The 25,351-nt window shown below is 70.8% G+C and carries 29 protein-coding genes; 12 read left to right on the forward strand and 17 right to left on the reverse strand.

Annotated features, from left to right (window positions below; all coding sequences use genetic code 11):
- Window positions 1-145: 145 nt before the first annotated feature.
- Entirely contained in the window at window positions 146-859 is a 714-nt protein-coding gene (locus GXW71_RS27895) for a tellurite resistance TerB family protein (protein ID WP_211855988.1), read from the reverse strand.
- Here GXW71_RS27895 and GXW71_RS27900 point away from each other — a divergent pair.
- The 7 genes from GXW71_RS27900 (at window position 858) to GXW71_RS27930 (ending at window position 7,157) form a co-directional block, all read left to right on the forward strand.
- A complete protein-coding gene (locus GXW71_RS27900; RefSeq protein WP_246526952.1) occupies window positions 858-1,268 on the forward strand; it encodes an acyl carrier protein in 411 nt (136 codons plus the stop codon). The genes GXW71_RS27895 and GXW71_RS27900 overlap by 2 nt on opposite strands.
- 76 nt (window positions 1,269-1,344) lie before the next feature.
- Window positions 1,345-1,806 (forward strand): 3-hydroxyacyl-ACP dehydratase FabZ family protein, encoded by a 462-nt coding sequence (locus tag GXW71_RS27905; RefSeq protein ID WP_211855989.1) that lies wholly within the window; start codon window positions 1,345-1,347, stop codon window positions 1,804-1,806.
- The gene (locus GXW71_RS27910) at window positions 1,803-2,990 is read left to right on the forward strand and encodes a beta-ketoacyl-ACP synthase (protein ID WP_211855990.1); all 1,188 of its coding nucleotides are present in this window, start codon (window positions 1,803-1,805) and stop codon (window positions 2,988-2,990) included. The genes GXW71_RS27905 and GXW71_RS27910 overlap by 4 nt, the downstream gene beginning before the upstream one ends.
- Window positions 2,987-4,258: a beta-ketoacyl synthase N-terminal-like domain-containing protein gene (locus tag GXW71_RS27915; RefSeq protein WP_211855991.1), complete on the forward strand. Its 1,272-nt coding sequence runs from the start codon at window positions 2,987-2,989 to the stop codon at window positions 4,256-4,258. Before GXW71_RS27910 ends, GXW71_RS27915 begins: the two co-directional genes overlap by 4 nt.
- Before the next feature lie 2 nt (window positions 4,259-4,260).
- Window positions 4,261-5,286 (forward strand): zinc-binding dehydrogenase, encoded by a 1,026-nt coding sequence (locus tag GXW71_RS27920; RefSeq protein WP_246526953.1) that lies wholly within the window; start codon window positions 4,261-4,263, stop codon window positions 5,284-5,286.
- Window positions 5,287-5,397: 111 nt separating this feature from the next.
- Window positions 5,398-6,279, forward strand: a complete 882-nt coding sequence (locus GXW71_RS27925; RefSeq protein WP_211855992.1) for a lipid A biosynthesis lauroyl acyltransferase — start codon at window positions 5,398-5,400, stop codon at window positions 6,277-6,279.
- The gene (locus tag GXW71_RS27930) at window positions 6,276-7,157 is read left to right on the forward strand and encodes an alpha/beta fold hydrolase (RefSeq protein ID WP_246526954.1); all 882 of its coding nucleotides are present in this window, start codon (window positions 6,276-6,278) and stop codon (window positions 7,155-7,157) included. Before GXW71_RS27925 ends, GXW71_RS27930 begins: the two co-directional genes overlap by 4 nt.
- A 229-nt stretch (window positions 7,158-7,386) precedes the next feature.
- On the opposite strand, the gene mmsB is transcribed toward GXW71_RS27930, so the two are convergent.
- From mmsB to GXW71_RS27975, 9 genes are all read right to left on the reverse strand, one after another.
- Complete coding sequence (gene mmsB / locus GXW71_RS27935; protein WP_211855994.1) at window positions 7,387-8,262, reverse strand: 3-hydroxyisobutyrate dehydrogenase; 876 nt, start codon at window positions 8,260-8,262, stop codon at window positions 7,387-7,389.
- Window positions 8,263-8,313: 51 nt separating this feature from the next.
- Window positions 8,314-9,168 (reverse strand): metallophosphoesterase, encoded by an 855-nt coding sequence (locus GXW71_RS27940; protein ID WP_211855995.1) that lies wholly within the window; start codon window positions 9,166-9,168, stop codon window positions 8,314-8,316.
- Complete coding sequence (locus GXW71_RS27945; RefSeq protein WP_211855996.1) at window positions 9,165-10,721, reverse strand: alkaline phosphatase D family protein; 1,557 nt, start codon at window positions 10,719-10,721, stop codon at window positions 9,165-9,167. Before GXW71_RS27945 ends, GXW71_RS27940 begins: the two co-directional genes overlap by 4 nt.
- A 94-nt stretch (window positions 10,722-10,815) precedes the next feature.
- Window positions 10,816-11,754, reverse strand: coding sequence for a transglutaminase family protein (locus tag GXW71_RS27950; RefSeq protein ID WP_211855997.1), 939 nt, complete (start codon window positions 11,752-11,754; stop codon window positions 10,816-10,818).
- A gap of 4 nt (window positions 11,755-11,758) precedes the next feature.
- The gene (locus tag GXW71_RS27955) at window positions 11,759-12,622 is read right to left on the reverse strand and encodes a YihY/virulence factor BrkB family protein (RefSeq protein WP_211855998.1); all 864 of its coding nucleotides are present in this window, start codon (window positions 12,620-12,622) and stop codon (window positions 11,759-11,761) included.
- Window positions 12,623-12,706: 84 nt separating this feature from the next.
- The gene (locus tag GXW71_RS27960) at window positions 12,707-13,333 is read right to left on the reverse strand and encodes a PRC-barrel domain-containing protein (RefSeq protein ID WP_211855999.1); all 627 of its coding nucleotides are present in this window, start codon (window positions 13,331-13,333) and stop codon (window positions 12,707-12,709) included.
- A gap of 79 nt (window positions 13,334-13,412) precedes the next feature.
- Window positions 13,413-14,147, reverse strand: a complete 735-nt coding sequence (locus tag GXW71_RS27965; RefSeq protein ID WP_211856000.1) for a Crp/Fnr family transcriptional regulator — start codon at window positions 14,145-14,147, stop codon at window positions 13,413-13,415.
- A gap of 40 nt (window positions 14,148-14,187) precedes the next feature.
- Entirely contained in the window at window positions 14,188-14,607 is a 420-nt protein-coding gene (locus GXW71_RS27970) for a phage holin family protein (RefSeq protein WP_211856001.1), read from the reverse strand.
- Complete coding sequence (locus GXW71_RS27975; protein ID WP_211856002.1) at window positions 14,607-14,906, reverse strand: hypothetical protein; 300 nt, start codon at window positions 14,904-14,906, stop codon at window positions 14,607-14,609. Before GXW71_RS27975 ends, GXW71_RS27970 begins: the two co-directional genes overlap by 1 nt.
- A gap of 132 nt (window positions 14,907-15,038) precedes the next feature.
- Between GXW71_RS27975 and GXW71_RS27980 the strand changes: the two genes are divergently transcribed.
- The gene (locus GXW71_RS27980; RefSeq protein WP_211856003.1) at window positions 15,039-16,736 is read left to right on the forward strand and encodes an AI-2E family transporter; all 1,698 of its coding nucleotides are present in this window, start codon (window positions 15,039-15,041) and stop codon (window positions 16,734-16,736) included.
- A gap of 9 nt (window positions 16,737-16,745) precedes the next feature.
- Here the strand turns inward: GXW71_RS27980 and GXW71_RS27985 are convergent, their stop codons facing one another.
- The 5 genes from GXW71_RS27985 to GXW71_RS28005 form a co-directional block, all read right to left on the reverse strand.
- A complete protein-coding gene (locus tag GXW71_RS27985; protein ID WP_211856004.1) occupies window positions 16,746-16,937 on the reverse strand; it encodes a hypothetical protein in 192 nt (63 codons plus the stop codon).
- 55 nt (window positions 16,938-16,992) lie between these two features.
- Window positions 16,993-18,651 carry a sensor histidine kinase gene (locus GXW71_RS35550; protein WP_211856005.1) on the reverse strand — a complete coding sequence of 553 codons (1,659 nt, stop codon included), beginning with the start codon at window positions 18,649-18,651 and terminating at the stop codon, window positions 16,993-16,995.
- Window positions 18,652-18,734: 83 nt separating this feature from the next.
- A complete protein-coding gene (locus GXW71_RS27995) occupies window positions 18,735-18,893 on the reverse strand; it encodes a NepR family anti-sigma factor (protein WP_281417436.1) in 159 nt (52 codons plus the stop codon).
- Between the two features lie 41 nt (window positions 18,894-18,934).
- On the reverse strand, window positions 18,935-19,585 hold the full coding sequence (locus GXW71_RS28000) for a sigma-70 family RNA polymerase sigma factor (protein WP_211856029.1): 651 nt from the start codon (window positions 19,583-19,585) through the stop codon (window positions 18,935-18,937).
- A gap of 170 nt (window positions 19,586-19,755) precedes the next feature.
- Window positions 19,756-20,244, reverse strand: coding sequence for a sigma-70 family RNA polymerase sigma factor (locus tag GXW71_RS28005; RefSeq protein WP_246526955.1), 489 nt, complete (start codon window positions 20,242-20,244; stop codon window positions 19,756-19,758).
- Window positions 20,245-20,345: 101 nt separating this feature from the next.
- On the opposite strand from GXW71_RS28005, the gene GXW71_RS28010 reads away from it, so the two are divergent.
- The 4 genes from GXW71_RS28010 (at window position 20,346) to GXW71_RS28025 (ending at window position 23,595) form a co-directional block, all read left to right on the forward strand.
- Entirely contained in the window at window positions 20,346-21,071 is a 726-nt protein-coding gene (locus GXW71_RS28010; protein WP_211856007.1) for a PhyR family response regulator anti-anti-sigma factor, read from the forward strand.
- An 86-nt stretch (window positions 21,072-21,157) separates the two neighbouring features.
- Window positions 21,158-21,355, forward strand: coding sequence for a CsbD family protein (locus tag GXW71_RS28015; protein WP_211856008.1), 198 nt, complete (start codon window positions 21,158-21,160; stop codon window positions 21,353-21,355).
- A gap of 143 nt (window positions 21,356-21,498) precedes the next feature.
- Entirely contained in the window at window positions 21,499-21,660 is a 162-nt protein-coding gene (locus GXW71_RS28020; RefSeq protein ID WP_211856009.1) for a DUF1328 domain-containing protein, read from the forward strand.
- Window positions 21,661-21,759: 99 nt separating this feature from the next.
- Window positions 21,760-23,595 carry an ABC transporter ATP-binding protein/permease gene (locus GXW71_RS28025; RefSeq protein WP_211856010.1) on the forward strand — a complete coding sequence of 612 codons (1,836 nt, stop codon included), beginning with the start codon at window positions 21,760-21,762 and terminating at the stop codon, window positions 23,593-23,595.
- Window positions 23,596-23,669: 74 nt separating this feature from the next.
- Here GXW71_RS28025 and GXW71_RS28030 read toward each other — a convergent pair whose 3' ends face one another.
- Together GXW71_RS28030 and GXW71_RS28035 are read right to left on the reverse strand one after the other, a co-directional pair.
- Window positions 23,670-24,494 (reverse strand): metallophosphoesterase family protein, encoded by an 825-nt coding sequence (locus tag GXW71_RS28030; RefSeq protein ID WP_211856011.1) that lies wholly within the window; start codon window positions 24,492-24,494, stop codon window positions 23,670-23,672.
- Window positions 24,491-25,339 (reverse strand): diacylglycerol/lipid kinase family protein, encoded by an 849-nt coding sequence (locus GXW71_RS28035; RefSeq protein ID WP_211856012.1) that lies wholly within the window; start codon window positions 25,337-25,339, stop codon window positions 24,491-24,493. The genes GXW71_RS28030 and GXW71_RS28035 overlap by 4 nt, the downstream gene beginning before the upstream one ends.
- Window positions 25,340-25,351 lie beyond the last annotated feature (12 nt).

The raw sequence follows: 25,351 nt of genomic DNA on the forward strand, positions 1-25,351 counted from the left end.
AGGCGCTGCAGAAGGCGCAACTCGGGATCTACCGCCTGCGCGGCGGATCGCACCCCGCCTTCTGGGCGCCCTTCGCGCTGATGGGGCCGGGCCGGACCGTAGAACCGCGCGGTCAGACCGCCAGCTCCGGGGCAGCGGCGGCGCTTTAACCCGCCGGGGCGGCCTCCGCCTGCCGGTCGAGATGCGCGGCGAGACCCGGCTCCAGCCGGAGCCGGTGCGCCAGCGCCTCCAGCCAGGCGCGCTCGGCCGCCTGGTCCGGGTCGATCGACAGGCGCGCGGCCAGATAGAGCTCCGCCCCCTGCTCCGGGGTGGCGGCCGCCGCCGCGATATCGCCGACGCTGACCGGCTGCTCGATCAGGTCGAAGAGATAGGCCTTGGCTTCGGCATCGAAACCGAGGCGCTCGACCTGGCCGATGATGCGGTCGCGCTCCTCGGCATCGACATGGCCGTCGGCCCGGGCGGCGCCGACCATGGCGCGCATCAGCGCCAGTTCGAAGGGCTTGCCGTCGGCGGCCGGGGCGGCGGAGGGCAGGAAGCGGGGATCGACCTGCGCCGCCTCCTGCGGGGCCGCCACCGGGGCGCCGGCGGGCGCGCGGCCCTGTTGCCAGTTCTGCCAGGCTCGATGCGCCAATGCACCGAGCACCGCGGCGCCGCCATAGCCGAGCGCGCCGCCGGCGAATTTCCGCGCCTTCTTGCTGCCGAGCAGCAGCGCGATGACCCCGCCGGCCGCGGCACCGCCCGCGAGGCCGCCGAGCCCGCCGCCGGACAGGGCCTGACGCCCCTTGTCGGCGATGCCTCCAGCGGCGCCGGCAGCCCCCGGCCCGAGGAAACGGTCGAGGAGTGATTTCGCATCGATCATGGCCGATCAGGTCGGGAAGGCGCCGCCCGATGTCAACCGCCGGGCGTCCGAAGCTTGCCAAACCCGCCGCTTCGGGGCATGGACCGGCCGAGAATCCCACACCCTCATGCCCCGGAGGCGCGCCACGATGGCCTCGGCGTTCGAACGTATTGCCGACATCATCGCTGAGAACAGTGAGGTCAAGCGTGAGGACATCACGCCGGACAGCCATGTGATCAACGATCTCGGCATCGACAGCCTGGACTTCCTCGACATCGTCTTCGCGATCGACAAGGCCTTCGGCATCAAGGTGCCAGTCGAGGCCTGGACGCAGGAAGTCAATGCCGGCACCGCGCCCGCGGAGCAGTACTTCGTCATGAAGAACCTGGCCGCGCGAATCGACGAGCTGGTGGCGGCGAAGCAGGCCTGAGCGTGATGGCTCGAGGCCGGTCGGCCGAAGAGCCGGAATCACGCGATCCAACACAGGCGGCGGAAGGCCCCCGCGCATGCTGCTCGAATATTTCCAGATGATCGACCGCGTCGTGGCGCTCAGCCCCGAAGCGATCACCGTCTGTTCGCATGTGCCGGAGGCAAGCCCGGTCTTCGAGGGCCACTTCCCTGGCCATCCGCTGGTGCCCGGCGTGCTGCTGATCGAAACCATGGCGCAGGCCAGCGGCTACATGCTGCTGGCGCGCATGGGTTTCGCCCGCATGCCGTTCCTCGCCAGCGTGAAGGAAGCGAAGCTCCGCAGCTTCGTGGCTCCCCTCGCCGAGCTCACCATCGAGGCGTCGCTGGTGCATGAGGGATCGGGCTATTCCGTGACCTCGGCGCGCATCGTCTCCGACGGCAAGCGCATCTGCGACTCGGAGCTCAGCTTCCGGGTGCTCGACTTCCCGGACCCGAGGCTGGAAGCGGCGATGCGCAAGCGCGCCGCCGAGATCGGCCTGAACGAGGTGCCCGCGCCATGAATCGCGAGATCTGGATCACCGGAATCGGCCTCGTCACCTCGCAGGGTGAGGGCCGGGAGGCCCATTGGGCGGCGCTCACGGGCGGTGCGAAGCCGGCCGTGGATGCGGCGGGTTTCGCGCCCTTCCCCGTGCATCCGCTGCCGCCGCTGACCCTCGACACCCAGATCCCGCGCAAGGGCGACCAGCGGCAGATGGAGCCCTGGCAGCGCCTCGGCACCTATGCCGCGGGGCTCGCGATCGACGATGCCGGCGCGCGCGGCCTGGTGTCCGATATGCACCTGGTCGTGGCGGCGGGCGGCGGCGAGCGCGACATCGGGGTCGATGAGGCGATCGCAAGCGAGCTCGCGGAGCTGCCGGAAGACAGGGCGGCGCCGCTGTTGAACCAGCGGCTGGCCAATGGGCTGCGGCCGACGCTGTTCCTGGCCCAGCTCTCCAACCTGCTCGCCGGCAACATTTCCATCGTGCATGGCGTCACTGGCTCCTCCCGCACCTTCATGGGCGAGGAAAGCGCGGCCGCCGATGCGCTGCGCATCGCGCATGCGCGGCTGGCAGAAGGCCGGGGCGAGATCGCCCTCGTCGGCGGCGCCCTGGTCGCGCAGCGCTGGGACATGGTGCTGCTCTACGCGCCGGGCGGCGGCCTGCTGCAGGGCGGTTTCGCGCCGGTCTCGACTCGCGATGGCGGCGGCGCCGTCATGGGCGGCATGGCCGCCTTCCTGGTGCTCGAACATGCCGAGCACGCCAGGGCGCGCGGCGCCCGCGGCATCGCGAAGCTGGCCGGCGTCGCATCCGATGCGTCCCGCCGCGCGGCGGCGGGCGATTCGGCGGCGGCGGCGCGCGCGCTGCTGGCGAAGCTGCCGGTGGCCGACGCGCCGCTCGGCGTGATGTCGGGCGAGACCGGCGCCGCGCCGGCGACGGCGGAGGAGGAGGCCTTCCTGGCTGGCCTGCCGAACGCCACGGTGCGCCGCGCCGGCAGCGTGATCGGCCACGGCATCGAGGCCGGGTTCCCGACCCAGGTGGCACTCGGCGCCATCGCGCTCGACCAGGGCGGCTTCTACCCGCCGCTCGATCCCGCCGACACGCTGAGCAGCGCCACGCCGCGCCAGGTGCTGGTGACCGGCTTCGGCATCTTCAGGGGCGAGGCGCTGGCCCTCCTGGAGCCCGTCGCGCCGGAGGACCGGGCATGAAGGACCATCTCGGCCGCCCGCTGGTCGCCGTTACCGGCATCGGCATGGTGACGCCCCTCGGCTGGGGCGTCGAACGCTCCTGGCAACGGCTGTTGGCCGGCGAGAGCGGCATCCGCCGCATCGGCCGCTTCCCGACGGCGCAGCTCCGCACCACCATCGCCGGCACCGTCGACCTGCCCGAGGAAACGGAGGGCGGCAGCACCGCCATCTCCTCCCCCGAGCGCGTCGAGCGCATGGCGGCCTTCGCCATCGCCGAAGCGGTCGCGGAGGCAGGGCTTGGTGCCGAGGGCGATTTCCCGGGCGTGCTGATGCTCGGCATGCCGCCCGTCGAGCATGAATGGCCGCAGCGTTTCGCGCTGGCGCGCGCCGCCGGATCCGGCCGCTACGTCGATCAGGTGCGCGCCGCCACCGGGCATCGCGACCTGTATGAGACCTTCCTCTTTGGTGGCGTGGGCGAAAGGCTGGCCGCGCGCTTCGGCACCAAGGGTGCGCCGATCTCCATGACCACCGCCTGCGCCACGGGCGCGACCGCGATCCAGACCGCCGTCGAGGCGATCCAGCGCGGCGAGACCGATGCCGCCATCGCGGTCGGCGCCGATGGCAGCGTGCAGCCGGAGGCGCTGATCCGCTTCTCCCTGCTCTCGGCGCTTTCCGCGCGCAACGAGGATCCGACCGCCGCGGCACGGCCTTTCGAGAAAACGCGCGACGGCTTCGTCATGTCCGAAGGCGCCGCGGCGCTGGTGCTGGAGAGCCTCGCCTCGGCGCGGGCGCGCGGCGCCGCGGTGATCGGCCTGGTCGCCGGCTGCGGCGAGCGCGCCGACAGTTTCCACCGCACGCGCTCCAACCCGGATGGCGCCGCGATCATCGGCGCGATCCGCAATGCGCTCTCCGATGCCGGCGTGGCACCCGCCGATGTGGGCTATGTGAACGGGCACGGCACCGGCACGCCGGAGAACGACAAGATGGAAGCCTTCGGCATGCGCGCCGTCTTCGGCGAGGCGCCGCCGCCGATCTCCTCCATCAAGTCGATGATCGGGCATACGCTTTCCGCCGCCGGCGCGATCGAGGCGGCGGCCAGCCTGCTCTCGATCCGTGACCAGGTGCTGCCGCCCACCATCAACCATGTGGAGCCCGATCCCTCGATCACGCTCGACGTGGTGCCAAATGTGAAGCGCCAGGTCAGCGGGCTCCGGCACGTGCTCTCCAACTCCTTCGGCTTCGGCGGGCAGAATGTCTGCCTGCTGCTATCAGCCGCACCCGAGGCCTGACGATGATGCGTGCGCTGCGCCTGCATGGCGACCGCGACCTCAGGCTCGACACGGTGGAGCCACCGCCGCCGCCTGGCCCCGGCCAGGTGCAGGTGCGCATGAAGGCGATGGCGCTGAACCACATCGATGTGTGGGGCTGGCGCGGCATGGCCTTCGCCAAGCGCAACCTGCCGCTCGCGGTCGGCGCCGAGGCGGTAGGCGAGGTCGCGGCGATCGGCCCCGGCGTCACCCGCTGGAAGATCGGCGACCGCGTCGCGCCCTATGGCGCGCAGACCTGCGGCGTCTGCAAGGCCTGCCGCCAGGGCCGCGACAACCTCTGCGAAGACGTGCGCGGCGTGATGGGCTTCCATATCGACGGCTTCGCGCGCGACCTCGCGAACCTCGACGAGCGGCTGATGGTCGCGGTGCCGGACGGCATCTCCTGGGAGGATGCGGCCTGCGGGCCGATCACCTTCTCCACCGTCGAGCACATGCTGTTCGACAATGCGAAGCTCGAAGCCGGCGAGACCATCCTGGTGCATGCGGCCGGTTCCGGCATCGGCACCGTCGCGGTCCGCATCGCCAAGGACCTCGGCTGCACCGTCATCGCGACCGCGGGCGATGACGAGAAATGCGCCAAGGCGACGGCGCTCGGCGCCGACCATGTGGTGAACTACAGCACGCAGAACTTCCCGACCGTCGCGCGCCGCGTTACCGGCAAGCGCGGTGTCGATGTGGTGTTCGAGCATGTCGGCGCCTCGACCTGGAGCGGCAGCCTCTTGAGCCTGCGCATGGGTGGGCGGCTGGTCACCTGCGGATCGACCTCCGGCGTCTCGGCCGAGACCAACCTGATGATGCTGTTCCAGCGCCAGCTCCATCTCTTCGGCAGCTTTGGCGCCGCGATGCGCAACATCGCCGACGGCTACGCGAAGATGGCGCGCGGCATCCTGCCGGTGATCGATACCGTAGTGCCGCTGGAGCGCTTCACCGAAGGGCTGGAGCGGCTGGAGAGCCGCCGCGTCTTCGGGAAGATCGTCGTCACGCTTTAATTTGCGCCGAATGCGAAGCCGCCACACCAACCCTTCGCATTCGGCGTTCAGCCTGAGCCTGCGCCGCATGCGAAGCCCCCACATCGCCCCTTCGCCTCCGGCGCCCCACAGGTGATCGACGCGGTCCTTGGCGCGCTGGTCCGCGCCCTTTTCGCCCTGATGCGCGTCTTAGGCTCGCGCGGCGGGCCCGCGGTCGGCAGCTTCCTGGCCCGCAAGCTCGGCCGCCTGATCAAGGCGGACCGCATCGGCCTCGAGAACCTGCGCGCGAGCTTCCCCGAGCATGACGCCGCCTGGCACCGGGCGCGGCTGGACGAGGCCTGGGACAATCTCGGCCGCACCGCCTGCGAATATGTGCACATGGATGCAATCTGGGATTTCGACCCGGAGGCCCCGCGCCAGGATGGCCGCATCCTGATCGCGCCGGAGGTGGTCGCCCGCTTCAAGACCCTGCTCGATGACGGCAAGCCGGCGCTGATCTTCGCCTCCCACCTCGCGAACTGGGAACTGCCGATGATCGCGGCGGCGAAGCACAAGCTGCCCGCCGCCGCGCTCTATCGCACGCCGAACAGCCGCGCCATCGCGCGCGAGATCCTGCGACTCCGCGCCGGCTCCATGGGCGAACTGATCCCGGCGGGACTCGCAGCGCCGCTGCGCATGGCTGATGCCCTGGAACGCGGCCTGCACGTCGGCATGCTGGTCGACCAGCGCTTCGGCCGCGGCCCGCGCATCACGTTCCTGGGACGGGAAGCGGCCGCCAACCCCTTGATCGCACAGCTCGCACGGCGTTTCGACTGCCCCGTCCACGGCGCGCGCGCCATCCGCCTGCCCGGCGGCCGCTTCCGTCTGGACTTGACGGATGCCCTGGAATTGCCGCGCGATGCGGAAGGCCGGGTGGAAGTGGATGGCGCGACCGCGGCGATGAACCGCGTGATCGAGGGCTGGATCCGCGAGCATCCGGGGCAATGGCTCTGGATGCACAGGAGGTGGCGATGAGGATGATCCGCACGCCGACGCTCGACATCGCCTGCGAAACCCATGGGCCGGAGGGTGGGCCGGTCGCCATCCTTCTGCATGGCTTTCCCTATGGCGCCCGCGACTACGACAAGGTCGCCCCCGTTCTCGCCGTGGAAGGCTGGCACGTGCTGGTGCCGCATCTGCGCGGCCACGGCCCGACGCATTTCCTGCGCGAGGACACGCCGCGCTCCGGCCAGCAGGCCGCACTCGGCCAGGATCTTCTCGACCTGATGGACGCGCTCGCCATCGAGCATGCGGTGGTCGCCGGCTACGACTGGGGCGGCCGCGCCGCCTGCATCGCCGCGGCCCTGGCGCCGGAACGCGTTACCGGGCTGCTCTCCTGCAACGGCTACAACATCCAGGATATCCCAAACAGCGGCCGCCCGGCGCCCCCCGCGCGGGAGCTGCGCTACTGGTACCAGTGGTATTTCCACACCGAACGCGGTGCCACCGCGATGGCGGAGAACCCGGCGGCAGTGAACCTGCTGCTCTGGCAACTCTGGTCGCCCGACTACAACTTCACCGACGAAGAGTTCGATGCGACGGCCGCGCTCTGGCAGAACCCGGACTATGCCGCCGTGGTGATCCAGTCCTACCGCCACCGGCACCGCGCCGCCCCCGGCGACCCGGCCTACGACGCGATGGAAGCCGCCCTCGCCCAGCAGCCACTGATCACCGTGCCGACCGTGGTGCTGCACGGCGAATCCGACAATGTCGACCCGCCCGAGAACAGCGCCGACTGCCAGAAGCACTTCACCGGTCGCTTCGCCCGCGAAGTACTGCCCGGCATCGGCCACTGCATCCCCCGCGAAGCACCGGAAGCTTTCCTCGCAGGCCTGCGGGCGCTGAAGGGGTGAAGTGCCGCGTCCCGGAAGGGGGCTTTGCCCCTCCCGGACCCACCCCACCAGGAGGATAGATCCTCCTGGACCTGCTTCACTTGGTGCCCGGATTGGGAAGGGGTCACACGGCGCGACTGCGCCGTGTGACCCCTTCCCAATCCGGGCTCTAGAATGATCGGGGTGCAGGGGCCCTAGGCTCCTGCCGGGTGGGGTTCGGGGAAGGCAGCGCCCTCCCCGAGGTGTGACCTCACCCTCTCAGCATCCGGATGATCCCCGAGAAGTCGGTGCCACCGCCGCCTTCGGCGACGAAGCGCTGGTAGAGTTCGAGGGCTTTGGCGCCGATCGGTGACTGGGTGCCGGTGCTGGCGGCGGCCTGCTGGGCGAGCGAGACGTCCTTCACCATAAGGGATGCCGCGAAGCCCGGGCGGTAGTCGCGGTTGGCCGGGCTGGTGGGGACCGGGCCGGGGACCGGGCAATACGTGGTCAGTGCCCAGGACTGGGCGGAGGATTTGCTGGCGACGTCGAACAGCGCCTGGTGGGAGAGGCCGAGCTTCTCGGCCAGGATGAAGGCTTCCGCAGTCACGCACATGGTGGCGGCGAGCATCATGTTGTTGCAGAGCTTCGCCGCCTGGCCGGCGCCGGCATCGCCGCAATGCACGATGGTCCTGCCCATGACGGCGAGGATGGGCTCGGCGCGCGCGAAGGCCTCGGCGGGGCCGCCCACCATGAAGGTCAGGGTCGCGTTCTCGGCGCCCATGACGCCGCCCGAGACTGGTGCGTCGAGGAAGGGACGGCCGACGCCGTCGGCGACTGCGCGGGCGCTTTCGACATCGATGGTGGAGCAGTCGATCAGCACCGCGCCGGCATCGCTCGCCGCCGCCATGCCGCCGGCGCCGAGCCAGGCGTCGCGCACATGCTGGCCGGCGGGCAGCATGGTGATGACCACATCGGCGCCATCAGCGGCCTCTGCTGCGGAGGCCGCGCCAGTCGCGCCCGCGGCAGCGGCGGCGTCGAGTGCGGCGGGCACCAGGTCGAAGGCGGTGACCGCATGCCCCGCCTTCAGCAGGTTGCGCGCCATGGGGCCGCCCATATTGCCGAGGCCCACGAATCCGATCCGTGCCATCGCATCCTCCCTTGACTTGTACGGGCATCATGGCGCCTGGCGCAGCGACGGTCAGCCCCCGAGCGTGACCAGCAGGATCTCCGGCGGCACGCCGAAACGGATCGGCAGGAAGGAGGTGCCAAGGCCGGCGGAGACGATCAGGTGGCGCCCTTGCTCAGTCACCAGGCCATGGCGGTAGCGCTCGCCATAGCGCGAAGGGATCATCGGTGAGTGGCCGAGGATCCGGACCTGGCCGCCATGGGTATGGCCCGCGAGCGTCAGCGCGATGCGCGATGGCAGCCCCGCGAAGACGTCCGGCTCATGCGCAAGCAGGATCACCGGTGCGTCGTCGGTGATGGCGGCGAGCACGGCGCCGACGTCATGCGCGCCGCGGTCGCGCCCGAAGGCCCATTGGCTGTCGAGCCCGGCGATCCAGGCGCCGCCTGCGCGATGCGCGGCATTGCGCAGGACCGGTATGCCCGCCTGCGCGAAGGCCTGGGCGATCAGTGGCGTCGCGCGCGGATCGCGGCCGCGACGGGCGGCCTCATCCTCCCACCAGTCGTGATTGCCCAGCACCGCATGAACGCCGAGCGGCGCGCGCAACCCGGCCAGGAGGCGGGCGACACTGGCCTGCGGGACCTGACGCCCTTCGACGCTCATCGCCAGGCCGTAGTCGCCGAGCAGTGCGACCAGATCGGGCCGCAGCGCATTGGTGGTCCCGACGATGCTGGCGATGCGGCTTTCCGACATTGTCGGGCCGCCCGCATGCAGATCGGCCAGCACGGCGATGCGGAGCGGCGGCCCGGGCCAGGCGAGCCGGTGCTCCGTGATGTTGGGCGCTGCATAGGGTTCGATCGCCAGCGCGTGGCCGGCGGGGGCCGCCGCGGCCAGCGCCGCCAGGCCGAACAGGCGGCGGCGCCGGATCACGCGCGATTCACGCCGGGGCGCCCCGGCTCCACCATGAAGCGCGCCTGGTCCACCACCGGCGCGCCGGGGCGGGAGACAAAGGGCAGCGCACGGAAGACCGCGCCGAAGTGAGCCGGGCCGGCTTCATGCAGGGTGTAGCCGCGCCGGTCGCCGTAAAAGGCAATGGCGTGATTGTTCCGCATCACTGCCGGCGTGCCCTGCACGTCACTGCCATCGCCCTCGCTGGTAATCGACGTTGCGGTGAACTCCGTGGCGACTGCAGGACTCGCGATATCCCGCGGCTCAGCCTGCAGGGTCGCGGCATAGGCGCGGTGCACATCGCCGGCCAGCGACACGGCGCCGCCGATACGCTGCCGCCCGACGGCTTCCAGCAGCCGGGCGCGGGCGGCCGGGTAGCCATCCCATTTGTCGAGGCTGAGGCGCCCGTCGCCGAGCACGCGGCGCATCATCGGCACCTGCTGCGCCAGCACCTGCCAGGTGGCGTCACGCGCGGCGCCGAGCCCATCGATCAGCCAGCGCTCCTGCGCCGTGCCCAGCATCTGCGCATCCGGCCGGTCGATCGCCTCGCAGCTTCCCCGCCCGCCGCAGGGCTGCGCGTCGCGGAAGCGGCGGGTGTCGAGAGCGTGCAGCGCCAGATGGCGGCCGAAGCGGAAGCGGCGATAGGCGGTGATCTCCTCGCCGCGCGGCAGCACGGACCGCGGCAGCGGCATCGCTTCCCACCAGGCCTGCAGCGCCGCGGTGCGGCGGAGCGCGAAGACCTCGGGTGGGATGGCCTCGGGCCGGCGCGCCACATCGGGCGGCGCGCCGCCCGCCCAATCGTTGTTCACCTCATGGTCGTCATAGCTGACGATGAAGGGGTGCGCGGCATGCGCGGCCTGAAGATCCGGGTCGGCGCGGTACTGCGCATGGCGGGCGCGATAATCCTCGAGCCGCCAGGTCTCGCCGCCCTCGTGCTGGCGCACGCGGGCGCGGGCCGCCCAGCCGCCATCCTCCGGCCGCAGGCCGCGGTATTCGTAGATGTAGTCGCCATAGTGGAAGACGAAGTCGATCGGCTCCTCCGCGATGTGGCGCCAGGCGGTGAAGTGGCCATGCTCGAAGTGCTGGCAGCCGGCATTGACGAAGCGGAGCGCGGTATCGGCACCCGGCGGCGGCGCGGTGCGAGTGCGGCCGGCAGCACTTTCATGACCGCCGGCGCGGAAGCGGTAGAACAGTGTCGAGGCCGGCGGCAGGCCGGTGAGCACGACATGCAGGCTATGCCCCTCCGCCGCATGCGCGATCTCGGTGCCGCTGCGCAGCACGCGCGCGAAGCCTGGATCCGCCGCGATGTCCCAGGTGACCTCGACGGGTGCGGCGACGCCGGTCAGCCGCGTCCACAGCACGATGCCGTCGGGACGTGGCTCGCCGGAGGCGACGCCGAGGGTGAAGGGATTCTCCCGCAGCCGGTCGTCGCCCCGTGCCGGCTTAGCCATGGCCGCCAGCGCCGCCAAAGCCGTGGCACCGCGCAGCAGGCCGCGGCGGTCGAGGTCGAGGATGTGGCGTGCGGCACTGTCCATGATGCCAGCCTAGAGCGTGATGACTTGAGGCGGAATCGCCGAAAAGTCTGAATCACGCGACCAAACATCATGCGGCGCGATCATGACACCGGGTTCAGCCGGTCCGCGGCTCCGTCGTCGCTGCCGGCTCCGGTTCGGCCGGCTCGGGCGCCGGCGGATCGGTCAGCTCCACCGTGACATCGACCTCGAGGCCGATCGGATCGCTGGGGTCGCCGACGAAGCCGCCGCCGATCGGCACCGCCTGCTCCGGCGTGCGCGTCTCACCGACACGGATCAGGTTGTCGCCGGCGACCAGCCCGTTGGTGGGGTCGTATTCCACCCAGCCCGCACCCGGCAGGTAGATGGAACACCAAGCATGGGTCGCGCCGCCGCCCTGCACGGTGGTGCCGCCGCCATAAAGATAGCCGGTGACGAAGCGCGCCGCGAGGCCGAGGCTGCGGACCGCCTCCATCATCAGCAGCGCGAAGTCGCGGCAGGTGCCGCGGCCGGTCTCGAGCGTGACGGTTGGGGGGTTGGTGCCCTCGGCCGTCCGCGCCTCATAGGTGAATTCGGCCTGGATCGCCTTGGTCATCGCCTCCAGCATCGCGAGGGTGTGGGTCTCGCCTTCGTGGCTGAGGAAGCGTCGTGCCCAGGCATCCACCATGCGCTGCGGGTCCGGCTGGTGCCGGTCGCGGAAGCGCGCGACATCGAGCGTCTCATCCGCTTCGTAGGAGAAGGGGAGGATTTCCGCGAAGGGATCGAGCGTGGTGCCCGGCAGGGTGGAACCGGCGGGGTAGTGGGTGAGATCGAGCTCGGAGACGATCTCCAGCGTCTCGGCCCGGGTATCCGGCGACCAGTCCAGCAGGCAGATGGAATTGCCGAACACGTCATGCGCCCAGCGCGTCGCGGCCGGGGCCGGCATGACGCTGAGGGTCGCGTCGTTGACGCGCAGATCGTGGCTGTCGCGCGGCCGCACCATCAGCCGGTGCTGCGTGAAACCGACCGGGCGCGCATAGCGGTAGATCGTCCGGTGGCGGATGCGGAGGGAGGGCATGGGCTCAGGGATTCCCGACCAGGTCGCGGCGATGATCGAGGGCGACGTTCACCTCGGCGCCCAGCAGCACGACATAGATGCTCACGTAGAACCACATCAGCAGGCCGATCGCGGTGCCGAGCGGCCCATACATGCTGTCGTAATTCGCGAGGTGACTGACATAGAGGGAAAAGGCGGCCGACGCGAATGCCCAGATCAGCGTCGCGATGACCGCACCCGGCACCCGGCGGCGCCAGACGCGATGGCCGGCGGGCCCGAAGCGATAGACCACCAGGATGCCGCTGAAGACCACCACCAGCAGCGTACCGAGCGAGGCGCCCTGCAAGGCGAGCGCATGCACGCGCGGCGCGCCCAGCAGATTGAGTATGGTCGGCGCCAGCACCAACGCCGCGATGGCGGCCGCGGTCACCAGCATGGCCGCCAGCGTGATGCCGAGCGCGAGCAGGTGGAAATGCAGGAAGCCGCGCCCCTCCGTCTCGCCATAGGCCATGTTCAAGGCGCCGAGCAGCGCTCGGATGCCGGCGCTGGCGCTCCAGAAGGCCACCAGGATGCTGAAGACGGCGCCCCAGCCAAGGCCGGTCCGATCGGCGGAGACCAGCGTGTGCAGCCGATCCGCGATCAGCTCGAAGGTCTCGGGCGGCAGCAGGCGGCGCAGCACCTCGAGCTGCGGCTCCAGGGTGCGCACATCGAAGACGGCACCATAGAGGGACACCACGAGCGACAGCGCGGGGAACAAGGCGAGCATCGCGTAGAAGGCGCAGCCGGCCGAGGTCAGCGAGATGCGGTCGGTGCCGGCGGCGTCCCAGACGCGCCGCGCCACCGTGAGAAGCGAGTCACGGGGCTGAACGGGCGGCGACGCGGTGTCCATCAGCGCACTCACGGCATGAAAGCGGCGGGTGGGCGCATCATGCACCACACCCGCCGTTCCCTTCAGCCTTTTGCGTGTGACGCGTCAGGTGCGACGCTGATAGCTGAAGGGCGGCCGCGCCTGCAGCGTGTCCCGCGTCGCGCCGTTCAACACCCAGCGTTCACCATCCGGGTTGAAGCGCAGCTCCGACAGCGGCACCGCGACCAGGCGGGCGCCGATGCCGAGGAAGCCGCCGACCGACAGCACGGCCGTCGGCGCCTGGCCGCTGGCATGGATGATCAGGTCGTCCACGTCACCGACCGCCTCGTTGCGCTCGTTATAGACCTTGGCGCCGATGATGCGGCTGGCACGGTCGGTCGGCGCCGCGCCGACGGCCGCCGTCCCTGGCGCGTTCGGGATCGGGTTGGTGGCGGTCGAACCCGGCTCGTTCGTGGGCGCGCGCTGGGCATCGGCTTGTGGGTTGGCGCCAGTCGTGTTGGTGCCGAGCGCGCGGTCGACGGCGCGACCGACGGCGGTGCCGGGCGGGTTGCCGGGGGTGCCGTCCGGGGCGGTCGTCTGGCCGGTCGCCCGGTCCGCGGCCCGGCCGGTCGCAGTGCCGGGCGGGTTGCCCGGCGTGCCGTCCGGCGCCGCCTGCTGACCCAGCACGATGGCCGGCGCGGCCAGCATGCCGGCGGCCAGGGTAGCGGTCAGGATGCGGGATCGCATGACCATGGGAATCTCCTCGGTATGGCCGATCAAGGATCGGCTTCCGGAAGAGAAACGCACTGCCCTCCGCCGGGGTTGCCCGACGCTACAAGAGGGGCCGCTGCTGGGTCGGCTGCTCCCAGTATCGTGCGACGCGCTGCAGTGCGGAAAGATCGCCAATCGCCAGGCGTCCGCCTTCGAGGCGCACGAGGCCGTTGCGGCGCAGGCGCTGGAGCACCCGGTTGGTATGCACCGGTGACAGGCCGAGCGCGTCGGCGACATGGATCTGGGTCAACGGAAACGGCACGCTGCCCTCCCGCGCCAGGCCGGCGCCGGTGGCGCGCTTGTGGATATGCACCAGCAGCGCCGCGATCCGCTCCAGCGCCGTGCGGCGTCCGACGCTGAGCACCGCCTCGTCCACAATCCGCTCCTCATGCGCCGCAAGCCAAGTGACGTCGAGCGCGAGGGAGGGGTGGTCGCGATAGAAGGTCCAGAGCGAATCCCGCGCGAAGACGCAGAGCGAGACATCGGTCAGGGTCTCCACGCCGTGGGTGGAGGCGGCCATCAGCTCGCCCTGCAGGCCGATCAGGTCGCCGGGCAGCAGGATGTTCAGGATCTGCCGGCGCCCGTCCGAAAGGGTCATGAAGCGAAAGGCCCAGCCGCTGAGGAGGGTGAACAGGCGATCGGACGCTTCGCCTTCGGCCAGGATCACGGCGCCCGCCGGCAACCCAAGCTGGCCGGTCTTCTGCGCCGAGATGCTGGCCAGAATCTCCGGCGGGAGCTGCTTGAAGCCGGGCAGCGGCCGCAGCGGGCAGGCTAGGCAAGGGATCGGGGCGTTCACCGGATGTGCCGCTCCACGGGGCGAGGTGCGGCGTGCACCGTCAGCGCCGGAAGCGGCTCGCCAAAGCTTCGGCGATGGCGCCGCCGATCACCGCGGCGGGCGTGCGCAGCGCCGCGCCCATGACCTCGCCCAGCGGGTCGGTCGCGGCGGCGGAGCGGAGCATTTCCCGCCGCAGATACAGCGCCTCGGCTGCCACAGGATCGTACCTGGAACGGCCAAGGAGCACGCAAAGGCCGGCGGCCAGCAGGTCGAACACCGTGATGGCCGCCGCCGCCCAGGTCGGCCCTAGGGGCGGCAGCAGCGCGTGCCAGGCGGTAAGGTGCAGCATCACCACCGCCGCGGTGGCGAAGAGGCCGGCGGCCACCTGCCAGACGACACGGCGCGCCAGGCCGCGGGCCTCGCGGCGCAGCCGCAGGCCCTCGGCCTGGGCTGCGACCCCGAGGAGGCGAAGTGTCCGCATCAGCGGCGGATCATCAGCGCCAGGAAGAAGCCTGCCAGGGCGGCCACGCCCAACGCCGCGATCGGCTTCTCCTGCACCTGGCCGGAGATCCGGTTGGCTTGGTCGCGCAGGCCGGCCACCGCGCTCTCCGCGGCGTGCTCGGCGCGGCCGGCGGCATTGGCGAGTGCCGGCGTCACATGGTCGGTCATCAGTTGCTCGACCTTGGCGCGCAGCGCGGCGATCTCAGCGGAAGCGACGCCGCCTGCCTCCTCGGCAATCTGCCGCACGGTCTCTTCGGGGGTCGCACGGCGCTTGCTCATGATTCCCATCCTTCATCTCCGTTTTGATGTGGTGCCGGAGAGAACACGGAACCAGAGCACGGGTTGCGTCGGGCACGCAACTTCATGCAACGGCCGAACGTTCCCCTGCCCGGTCCCCAGCCGGAGCACAGCGTGGCCAGCCAGCTATCCCGCCCACTTCCGCAGGCAGTCGAGGGCGGCGGCCCGACCACGGCAGGCGTCCTCATCTTCGGCATGGTGATGGTCGCGCTGTCGGCCGGTCGCGACGTGTTCATCCCGATGGCGCTCGCCCTGCTGCTCTCGGTGGCATTGATGCCGCTCGCCAACCGGATGCAGCGCATCGGCGTGCCGCGGATCCCGGCGGTGCTGCTGCTGCTGTTGCTGAGCCTCGGCGTCGTCTGCGCGGTGCTGCTGCTCTTCGTCTCCCAGGCGCTGACACTGGCCGGCGACCTGCCCGCCTGGGAGCAGACGCTGCGTGCCAAGCTCAGGGCATTGAGCGATGGCTCGGGCGTGCTGGACCGCGCCTTCGGCACCCTGCAGCGGCTGTCGGAGGAACTCGGGCGACGGAACGCGCCGGCGGCGCCGATCGTGATCGCCGCGACGCCGCAGCCATCGCCGCTGACGGCGATCTTCGAAGTCGCCGGCGTGGCACTGGCGCCGGTCGCCTCGCTAGCCGTCGCCATGCTCCTGATGGCCTTCCTGCTGGTGCAGCGCGAGGATGTGCGCGACCGCGTGCTGCGGCTGGCCGGCACCCATGACATCCACCGCACCACCCGCGCGATGGCGGATGCCACCGAGCGGGTCGGGCGCTACCTGCTGGTGCAGCTCCTCATCAATGGCGGCTTCGGGCTCGCGATGGGCGTCGGGCTGATGGCGATCGGGGTACCGAACGCGCCGCTCTGGGGCCTGATGTTCTTCGTCATGCGCTTCGTGCCCTTCCTGGGCGTTTGGCTGGCGCTGATGCTGCCGCTGCTGGTCGCCTTCGCCACCACCGATGGCTGGGCGGCACCGCTGCTGGTGCTGGCGCTGTTCGGCGTCGTGGACGCGCTCGCGACCTATGTGCTGGAGCCCTGGCTCTATGGCAGCAGCGCCGGCATCACGCCGCTGGCGCTGCTGGTCTCCTCCGCGGTCTGGACGGTGCTCTGGGGGCCGGTCGGGCTGATCCTGGCGCCGCCGATCACCGCCTGCCTGGTGATCCTCGGCCGGCATGTGCCGGCGCTGAATTTCCTGGAGGTGCTGTTCGGCGACCGCGCGGCGCTGCCGCCGCCGCTGCGCTTCTACCAGCGCTGCCTCGCCGGCGACGAGGCCGGGGCCGAGGAGGTCGCCACCGCCCATGCCGCGACCGCCGGCCTCGGTGCCACGCTGCGCGACCTGGCGCTGCCGGCGATCGAAGCGGCGCGGCATGACCGGCGTGCCGGGCTGCTGACGGCAATGGATGCGTCGCGGATAGCAGCCGGCATCGGCCGGCTCTCGGCGCGGCTCGGCGTCGCGGATCATGATCCCGCCACGCCCACCGGCACCACCGTGGCCTTGCTTCCGGTCGCAGGCCCGCTCGACCAGGCGCTCGCCGAGGTGATGCGAACGCTGTTGCGGCACGAAGGCTATCTGGAAGCCGACACCGCCGGTCTGGCGCTGGCCTGTGCCGCCGAAGCCTCCTCCGCCCCCCGAATGCGGCGCGCTCTGGCGGAGGCCCGGCGCCGGGCGCCGCTCGTTGCCGCGATCGCCATCGGGGATGATGCGGCGGACTCCGCCGCCGCCGCCGGTGCCGCGCCGGTGCTGCGCGGGACCGAAGGCTTGCTGGCCTGGGTCGCCGCGCCGCGCCCGCAGAAGCCGGCGCTCAGCATCGTCTGACGGACGGCGTCAGTCGACGGCGCGGTCGATGGCCCGGCCGGCACGCTCCACCGGCCCGCGCGGCGGATCGACCGTGTCGCGCGCCCGTTCCAGCGTGCGATCCACCCGCTCGCCAGCCCGTTCGGCAGGACCGTCATCGCAGGCCGCCAGCGGCAGCGCGAGCAGGAGGGCGGCAAGAGCAGTTCGGCCCGTGAGGCGCATCGGATGGTCTCCTTCGTTGATCACGAAGAAGGAACACGCCGGGCTCCGCCAGGTTTCAGCCCAGCAGCGCGGGGTCGGCCGTGCGGTGCTCCAGCGGGAAGCGCACCCGGATCTCGGTGCCGTGGTTCTGACGGATATCGACCTCGCCGCCGAGATGCTGGGCGAAGCCGTTGATCAGCCGCAGGCCGAGGCCCTGGGGCGGTTCCTCGGCCGGCATCATGCCGGCGCCGTCATCGGCGATGCGCAGCTCCGCGCGGTCACCCTCGCGCTGCAGGGCGACGCTGATCGTGCCGCCCTCGCCCTCGGGGAAAGCGTGGCGCATGGCGTTGCTGACCGCCTCGGTCACCAGCAGCGCCAGCGAGATCGCCTGGTCGGAGCCGATCTCGATGTCGTCGGCGTCGATCTCGATATGGAAGATCTCCTCCCCCTGCGTGCCCATGGCGTCGGAGAGCTGGCGGCAGAGCTCCTCCAGGAAGGGGCGCAGCGCGATGCGCTCGAAGCTCTGGTGCAGATAGAGGTGCCGGTGCAGGGTCGCGAGTGCCTGCACCCGGTCGCGCGCCATGCCGAATTCGGCGACCGCGCGGGGCTCGCTGAGACGCCCGGCCTGCATGCTGAGCAGGGAGGCGACGATCTGCAGGTTGTTCTTCACGCGATGATGGATCTCCGCCATCAGCAGGTCACGCTGGCCGAGCGCGGCGCGCAGCGCCGTCTCGCGCTCCGCGATGACGGAAGAGGCGGAGGCCAGCGCGGCGCCGAGTTCCAGCACCTCACGCGGATCATTGGCGCGGGTGTCGGGGTCGAAGCGCTGCCCCGGTGTCCAGGCGCGCACCCGCGCCGCCAGCACGCGAAGCGGCCGCGCCACCGCGATCTCGGCACCGAACACGATGGCGGCGAGGCAGGCCAGCAGGAACAGCGACAGCTCCAGCACGCGGTCGCGTAGGGAGGCCGCGGCGAGCGCCCGCACGGCTTCGGAGGAGATGCCGATCATCAATCGCAGCTCGGCTTCGAGCACGGCCACCGACCAGACATGGGGCGTGCCATCGCGGGCGATGCCTTCGACCGTCTGCCCTTCGCCGGTCGCCAGGCTGGCCGTGAGAGGGGGATCGGGAAGCTCCGCATCGCTGCCGCCGGTCAGCGGGATCGCGGTGCCGCGACGGTCGAGCAGCCAGACATTGTGCGCCTGCTGCACCGCCGTGTTGCGGTTGGCGCGCACGAAATACTCCAGCACCGCCGCGGCCGCGACGACGCCGCGGATCTGCCCGCCGGGCTCAAGGATCGGCGCCGCGGCCGGCAGGACGCCGCGGCCGCTGACCGTGCCCACGGTGAACTCGCCCAGGACATAGCCGCGTTCGGCAATCGCGCTCTGGAAATAGCCCTGGTCCCTGAAGCCCTGGCCGCGCGGCACCGGCAGCGCGCCGCACAGCATCCGGCCCTCGGCGTCCAGCAGCCAGATATTCGCGTAGCGGTCCGGGAACAGCTCCAGCAGGTTGCGCAGCGTGCGGTCGCAGCTCTCGGGCGCCACGTCCAGCAGGTCCTCCCGCCGGGCCAGGCCGGTGATCAGCTCCTGCATGGCATCGAGGCCGGCGCCGTGCCGGGCAGCAGCCGCTTCGCGCAGCATGATCGCTTCCTGGCGCCCGGCATCGAGCGCGCGGTCGTAATTCACCCAGGCATGGCCGCCGGCGATGCCGAGGACGGGCACCGTCGCGATCGCCACCAGAAGGAGTAGCCTGCCGCGAACGCCTCGGAAAAACCGGGTCGCAACGGAGAGGCGGCCGGCCGCAGCCGGTCCGCCAGCAGTCATTTCTGTCGGTCCTGCTCGATCAGCTTCAGCAACTCCTCCGGCACCGGCTCGCGTGCAACATCGTCATACATCGCGTGCAGGCCACGCCGCAGCCAGAGGTCGAAGGCCGCGTCGGGAACCGCCCTCTTACCCTGACGCGCGGCGATCCGCGGCATCGGCTTCTCCGGGGGTTGCTTGCTGTCGGGAGCGTCGTCCATCAGATCCAGTGCCGGGATGGCTCCATCGCGTCCTTGCCGCGAGGGCTGCCAACCTTAGCCCCACGCGCCCGCGCCGCGCCAGCGGCGATGCGGGCAGGTCCTGCCCGGCGGCTCTCGTCCTCGCCCAGCATCCAGATCTCGAGCTGCCGGCGCGCCCGGAAGACGCGGCACTTGGCGGTGCCGACGGCACAGCCCATGGCGTCCGCCACCGCCTCGTAGGACATGCCTTGGACCGCCACCATCACCAGCGCGGATCGCTGGTCGGCAGGCAGCCGGACCATGTTGCGGCGCAGCTCGCCAACCGCATAGCTGTCCTCCTGGCCGGCGGGACGGGCGACGGCGGCCGGCGGCGCGTCATCCATCTCCACCGTGTCGCGGTCGCGGCGGCGGTCCGACAGGAAGCGGTTGCGGAGGATGCGGAACATCCAGGCCTGGAAGTTGGTGCCCGGGGTGAAGCTATGCTGCGCGGCGAGCGCATTGGTCACCGCGGCCTGGACCAGGTCGTCGGCATCGGCGCGGTTGCGGGTCAGGGACATCGCCTGGACCCGGAGCCGCGGCAGCGCCGCGACCAGCGCGTCATGGAAGCTGAAGGCGACGTCCTGGCCGGCTTCGGCAGTCGGCGCCACGGGAAGGGTTTCGCTGTGCTTCATCATGCTGGGTCAATGCACGAGGCGCGAGGCCGGTTGCGCCGGGAGGCCCAGATCGGTGCCGGATCGACATCACGATAATGTTTGCCGAAACGATCGCGCCGGCCGCAACCTGGGTTCGCGCCGAACATTGGGTATTGCGATGCCCCATCCCCAGGCCGCGGTGCCTCTCTTCACTCCCCACGGTAGCGCCGCGCAAGCGCTGCGCGGGCTCGGGACGTACGTGCCTTGATGGTGCCCGGCGCTACGCCGCAGATCTCGGCCGCCTCTTCGACGGAAAAGCCATGGGCGCCGACCAGGATCAGCGCCTCCCGCTGCCCCTCCGGCAGGTCGCGCATGGCCCGGTCGAGGTCGTCGAGGTCGGCGGCATGCTGCTGGCTGGCTGGCGCTCGCGCCGCCCGGTCCAGCCGGCCGAGGGCGCGGCTTTCAGTGGCCCGCCGTCGCCCCTGCTCCAGATACAGGTTGCGCAGGATGCGGAAGCACCAGGCCCGCAGCTCCGTCCCGGGCTGCCATTGGTGTTCGGCGGCCAGGGCGCGCAGCAGCGTCTCCTGCACCAGGTCGTCGGCCCGCACTGCATCCGATGCCAGGAACCGTGCGAAGGCACGCAACGACGGCACCACCGGCACCAGCGCCTTCCGGAAGGCGGTGGCCGAATCCATCATCAGCGGCGATCACCGGCGCAGCCGCTATTGCGGCCAAGACGCCCGTCCTGGAACAAGACTACCATGATCCCGACCATAACGGTGCTTTCAGAGGTGCCAAGATGAACGTCGCCACCCAGGCCGAGTTGCTGCGCACCCTGCCGCAGGCGCGGCGCTTCGCCCGCGCCCTGACCGGGGACCAGACCACTGGCGACGCGCTGGTCGCCGAGGCGATCAAGGCCGGCCTCTCCCCGACACTTCCGGGGCGCCTTGCGCTCTATGCCGCGGTCGCCCGCAATGCACCGCCGCCTGAGGGCGAGCAGGCGCAGCTCTCCCAGCGTCAGCGGCAGTTGCTGCTGCTGACCGCGCTCGAGGATCTGAGCGTGGCCGATGCCGGCCGCGTCCTCGGGCTCGACGAGGCCGAGGCGCAGCAGGAAGCGGAGGCGGCGCGCGGCGCACTTCGCGCCGTCACCGCGACCGATGTGCTGGTGATCGAGGACGAGCCGATCATCGCGATGGACGTGCAGCGCCTGATCGAGGCCTGCGGCCACCGCGTCGTCGGCATCGCCGCCAGCGAGACGGAGGCGATCCGGCTGGCAGCGAACCGGCAGCCGGGGCTGATCCTCGCCGACATCAATCTCGGGCGCGGCGGCGACGGCAGCGTTGCGGTGGCGCGCATCCAGCAGACGCTGAAGGTGCCGGTGATCTTCGTCACCGCCTATCCCGAGCGGCTGCTGACCGCCGAGCGCGCCGAGCCGGCCTTCATCATCAGCAAACCCTTCGAGCCGCTGGCACTGGCGATTGCGACCTATCAGGCAATCACCGCCGGGCGCCCGCCGATCGCCTGAACCCGCATGGGCGCGGGCAACCGCCCATGCGCGGCGGGCGTTTCCCTCCCGCACGGCGCCGATGCGCCGAAACGAGAGGAGAAGCCATGAACTGGGACCAAGTCGCCGGCAACTGGAAGCAATTCGCGGGCAAGGCCCGCGAGCAATGGGGCAAGCTCACCGACGACGACCTGACGGTCGCCGGCGGCAAGCGCGATCAGCTCCTGGGCCGCATCCAGGAACGCTACGGCATCACCAAGGAAAAAGCCGAGGAACAGATGAAGGAGTGGGAGCGCCGGCACTGATCCGGACGCCCGCCACGGAATCGCGGAGGACGCCGCCCCGGCCAACCGGGGCGGCGTTCATACATCCGGAACCGCAGCGTGCGGCGGCAACCCCAGCTTCGACGCCGCGTTGATAAGCGTCGAACGCAGTCGGAGGAACTCCCATGCTGTACTGGACCCTGGTCTTCCTGGTCATCGCCCTCGTTGCCGGCATCCTTGGCTTCGGTGGCGTTGCCTCGGCAGCCAGCGGCATCGCCAAGGTGCTGTTCGTCATCTTCCTGGTGTTGTTCGTGATCTCGTTGGTCGCCGGCCGCGGCTGGGCCTGACGGGGCTTCGGCCCCGTTCCTTCCCGCCAAGGCGCGGGGCCGGCCAGTATTCCTCCGCGGTCCTCTCGCACCGCATGTGCACAACCCGAGGACCGGGACATGACCGAGACGGTCGCCGATGCCGGCCGCAGCCGGCCCGCCACGCCGGATTTGCGCGGCTTCCGGCGCTGGACACGCGCCTGGCTGACCGCCCCGGACCGGGGCGCCGCGCGCTGGCTCATCATCGGCGTCTTCCTGCTGACCATGGCGCAGGTGGCGATCCAGATCCGCTTCAACATCTGGAACCGCGATTTCTTCAATGCGCTGGACCGGCGCGACTCAGCCGCCTTCACGGACCAGATCCTGGTCTTCCTCGCCCTCGCCGCCGTCTCGATGGTCTGCTCCGTCTATCAGCTCTATCTAAAGCAGCTCATCCAGATCAACTGGCGCGAATGGCTGACCCGGCGGCTGACCGGCCACTGGCTGCGCGACGGGCGCCACTATCAGCTCGAGATGGGTGACTTCGCGGCCGACAATCCGGACCAGCGCATCGCTGAGGATGTGCGCGTCTCGACCGAACTCGCAGTCGAGTTCACGCTCGGCCTGCTGATCTCACTCTCAACGCTGATCGCCTTCATCGGCATCCTGTGGTCGTTGTCTGGGGCGCTGCCGCTCGCGCTCGGCGGAATCGCATTCGAGATTCCCGGCTACATGGTCTGGGCGGCGCTGCTCTATGCATTGATCGGGTCCTCGCTGACCTATCTGGTCGGCCGACCGCTGGTCGGCATCAATGTCCGTCGCACGACCGCCGAGGCCGATCTGCGTTTCGGCCTTACCCGGGCGCGCGAAAGCGGGGAGAGCATCGCGCTGATCCGTGGCGAGGCGGATGAACGCCGCGGCGTCGAGGCCCTGTTCGGCAAGGTCAGGGACGCGGTGCGTGCCCTGATGCGCAGCCAGCGCAACCTGATGTGGCTGACCAGCGCCTACGGCACGCTGGCCATGATCTTCCCGACGGTGGTCGCCTCCCCCGCCTATTTCTCCGGCGCGATCTCGCTCGGCGGGCTGATGCAGATCGGCGCCGCCTTCGGCCAGGTGCAGGCCTCGCTCAACTGGTTCGTCGACAATTTTCCGCGCATCGCCGAATGGCGCAGCGCCACCTCCCGCCTTGTCACCTTCACCGATGCGCTCGAGGATCTGGACGAACTGCACAGCGCACGCGAGATCCCGACGATCACCATCACGGAGACGCCGCAAGGTGCCGAGGAGCGGCTTGCCTTCGAGGATCTGCAGATCGCCTTCGCCGACGGTACCACCGTGATCGACGGCGCTTCGGCCGAGATCGCGCTCGGCGAGCGGGTGCTCATCCGGGGTGAATCGGGCAGCGGCAAATCGACGCTGTTCCGCGCCATCGGCGGCATCTGGCCCTGGGGCAGCGGCGAGATCGTCATCCCACCGCGCGACGCCATGGCCTTCCTGCCGCAGCGGCCCTATCTGCCGCTCGGCACGCTGGCCACCGCGCTCTGCTATCCCCGTCCACCCGCCGACATTCCCGAAGCGGAGCAGAAGGCGGCGCTGGAGCGCGTCGGGCTCGGCGCTCTTCTGGAGCGGCTCGGTGACGAGGAGCGCTGGGATCGGGTGCTGTCGCTCGGGGAGCAGCAGCGCCTCGCCTTCGCACGGTTGCTGCTTCACAAGCCGCGCTGGATCTTCCTCGACGAGGCGACGGCAGCACTCGATGAGGCGAACCAGGACCAGATGATGGAGCTTCTCCTCGAGGCGCTGCCGGATGCGGCTGTGGTCTCGATCGGCCATCGGCCGGGGCTCGACGCCTTCCATAGCCGCACCCTGCATCTGGTGAAGATGGAGGATGGCGCCCGCTTCGCGCGCCCGCGGCGCACCGCGCCAGAACGATCGGCAGCACGCTGGCGGATCATCCGGCGATCCCCGAAATCGACCTGACAGTCGCCACATCCAGGCAATTTGTTGATCGCGTGATTCGCGCTTTTCGGTGATTCCACCTCAGGCGATCACGCTCAAGGAAGCACGTCACTTCCGACGGCGCCCCAGCGCCCGCGGCGGAAGCCGCGCCGCTCGACGGTGATCTGCCCGGCATCGATGTGCAGCAGGTTCCAGCCATTGGCCGCCTCCGGCACCCGGTGCGAGATGCCGCTGGCGGCGATCACCATGGCCGGGCTGCCATCGCGGAGCACGGCGGCCTGGTGGAGATGGCCGCAGAGCACCACCCGGACGCCGGCGGCGCGGAGCATGGCGCGAAGCGCGCGATGGCCGTGCGGCAGCATGCGGGTGCGCGCCATCTCGGGTGGGTTGCGCAGCGGGTGATGCGCGACCAGCACGGGCAGCCGGTCGCCGATCATCGCCAGCCGTGCCGCCAGCCGCAGCCGCTGCCCGGCGGAGATGCCGCCGGCCGACCAGTCGAGATGCCATTGCGCGCGCCGGACCGTGTCGAGCCCGAGCAGTGCGACGCCGTTCGGAGCAGATCGCTGAAGGGCGGCATCACCCGGGGGCGTGGATCTGTTCGCCGGGCCATCCAGCAGCAGTGTCGGTTCGGTCTCCGCGCCCAGGTGGTGGCGCCAGCGGGCGCGCGGCTCCATGAAACGGGCGCGCAGATCGAGGCGTGGGATGTCGTGGTTGCCGGGCACCACGACCGTGGGCGCCGGCAGCGCACGCAGGAAGGCGGCGGCCGCCTCGAACTCCAGCACGCGGGCGTTCTGTGTCAGATCACCGCTGACGGCGATGGCATCCGGCGCCGCCTCGATGATATCGGCCATCAAGCCGTCGAGCCTTTCGGGGCGATGCGCACCGAAATGGACGTCCGAGAGATGCGCGATGCGGATCATCGCGCCGGCAACAACACCCGCAAGGCATCGGGGCGCAACCGGATGCGAACCGGCGCGCGGAGCAGTGCCAGCTCTCCATCCAAGGTGAGGCGCAGCAGGGCGCCACGGCCGGACACCACCAGATGCGAGGTGGCGATCGAGATCACGTCCGGGTCCCCGGACAGCGCGCCCCGCATCCAGCGCAGCAATTGGCGAAGCTTGGTCCAGGCGGTGTGGCGGGTGACCGCCTCGACGCGCAGCGACGGGTCTTCGATCGTCTCCGGGGTGCTGATGACGGCAACGGAAGCGCGCACCCGCCGATACCCCGGCGCGGTCAGCCGCAGCCCGCCCCTTCGCGGCCGCAGTAATGCCCGCAGCCCCGCGAGCGCCAGCGGGATCCAGCCGCGCAGCCCGGCGCCCCGCTGCATCTCACGGAAGCGGACCAGGCGGGCCGGCGGGCCGATGATGGATTGGTAGAGGAAGGGACGTCCGTTGGCCTTGGCCATGGCCAGGTAAGCGATGCGCGGCCCGGCCAACGCCGCGATCGCGGCCTCCGGCGTGGCGGGCAGGCCGATGCGTGTGGCCATGCGATTCATGGTGCCGCCGGGCAGGATGCCGAGCGCGATCCCGCTATCGGCCAGCCGCGCTGCGGCTGCCGCGATACTGCCATCCCCGCCGGCGACAAAGACTGCATCCGGTGCCGCGGCCATCGCCGTGGCGAGCTGGTCATCAAAGGTCCGGCTCGCATCCGGCGGTGAAGCCAGGATGAAGCCGGCCGCTTCCAACGCCCGAGCCAACACCTCCCCCGGCGCTATCATGCCGGAGAGGGTGCCGGAGTTCAGGTTCATCACCAGGGCCACCCGCATCGCGGGCCGCCC

Source organism: Plastoroseomonas hellenica, from assembly GCF_018129085.1.
GTDB classification, from domain to species: Bacteria; Pseudomonadota; Alphaproteobacteria; order Acetobacterales; family Acetobacteraceae; genus Plastoroseomonas; species Plastoroseomonas hellenica.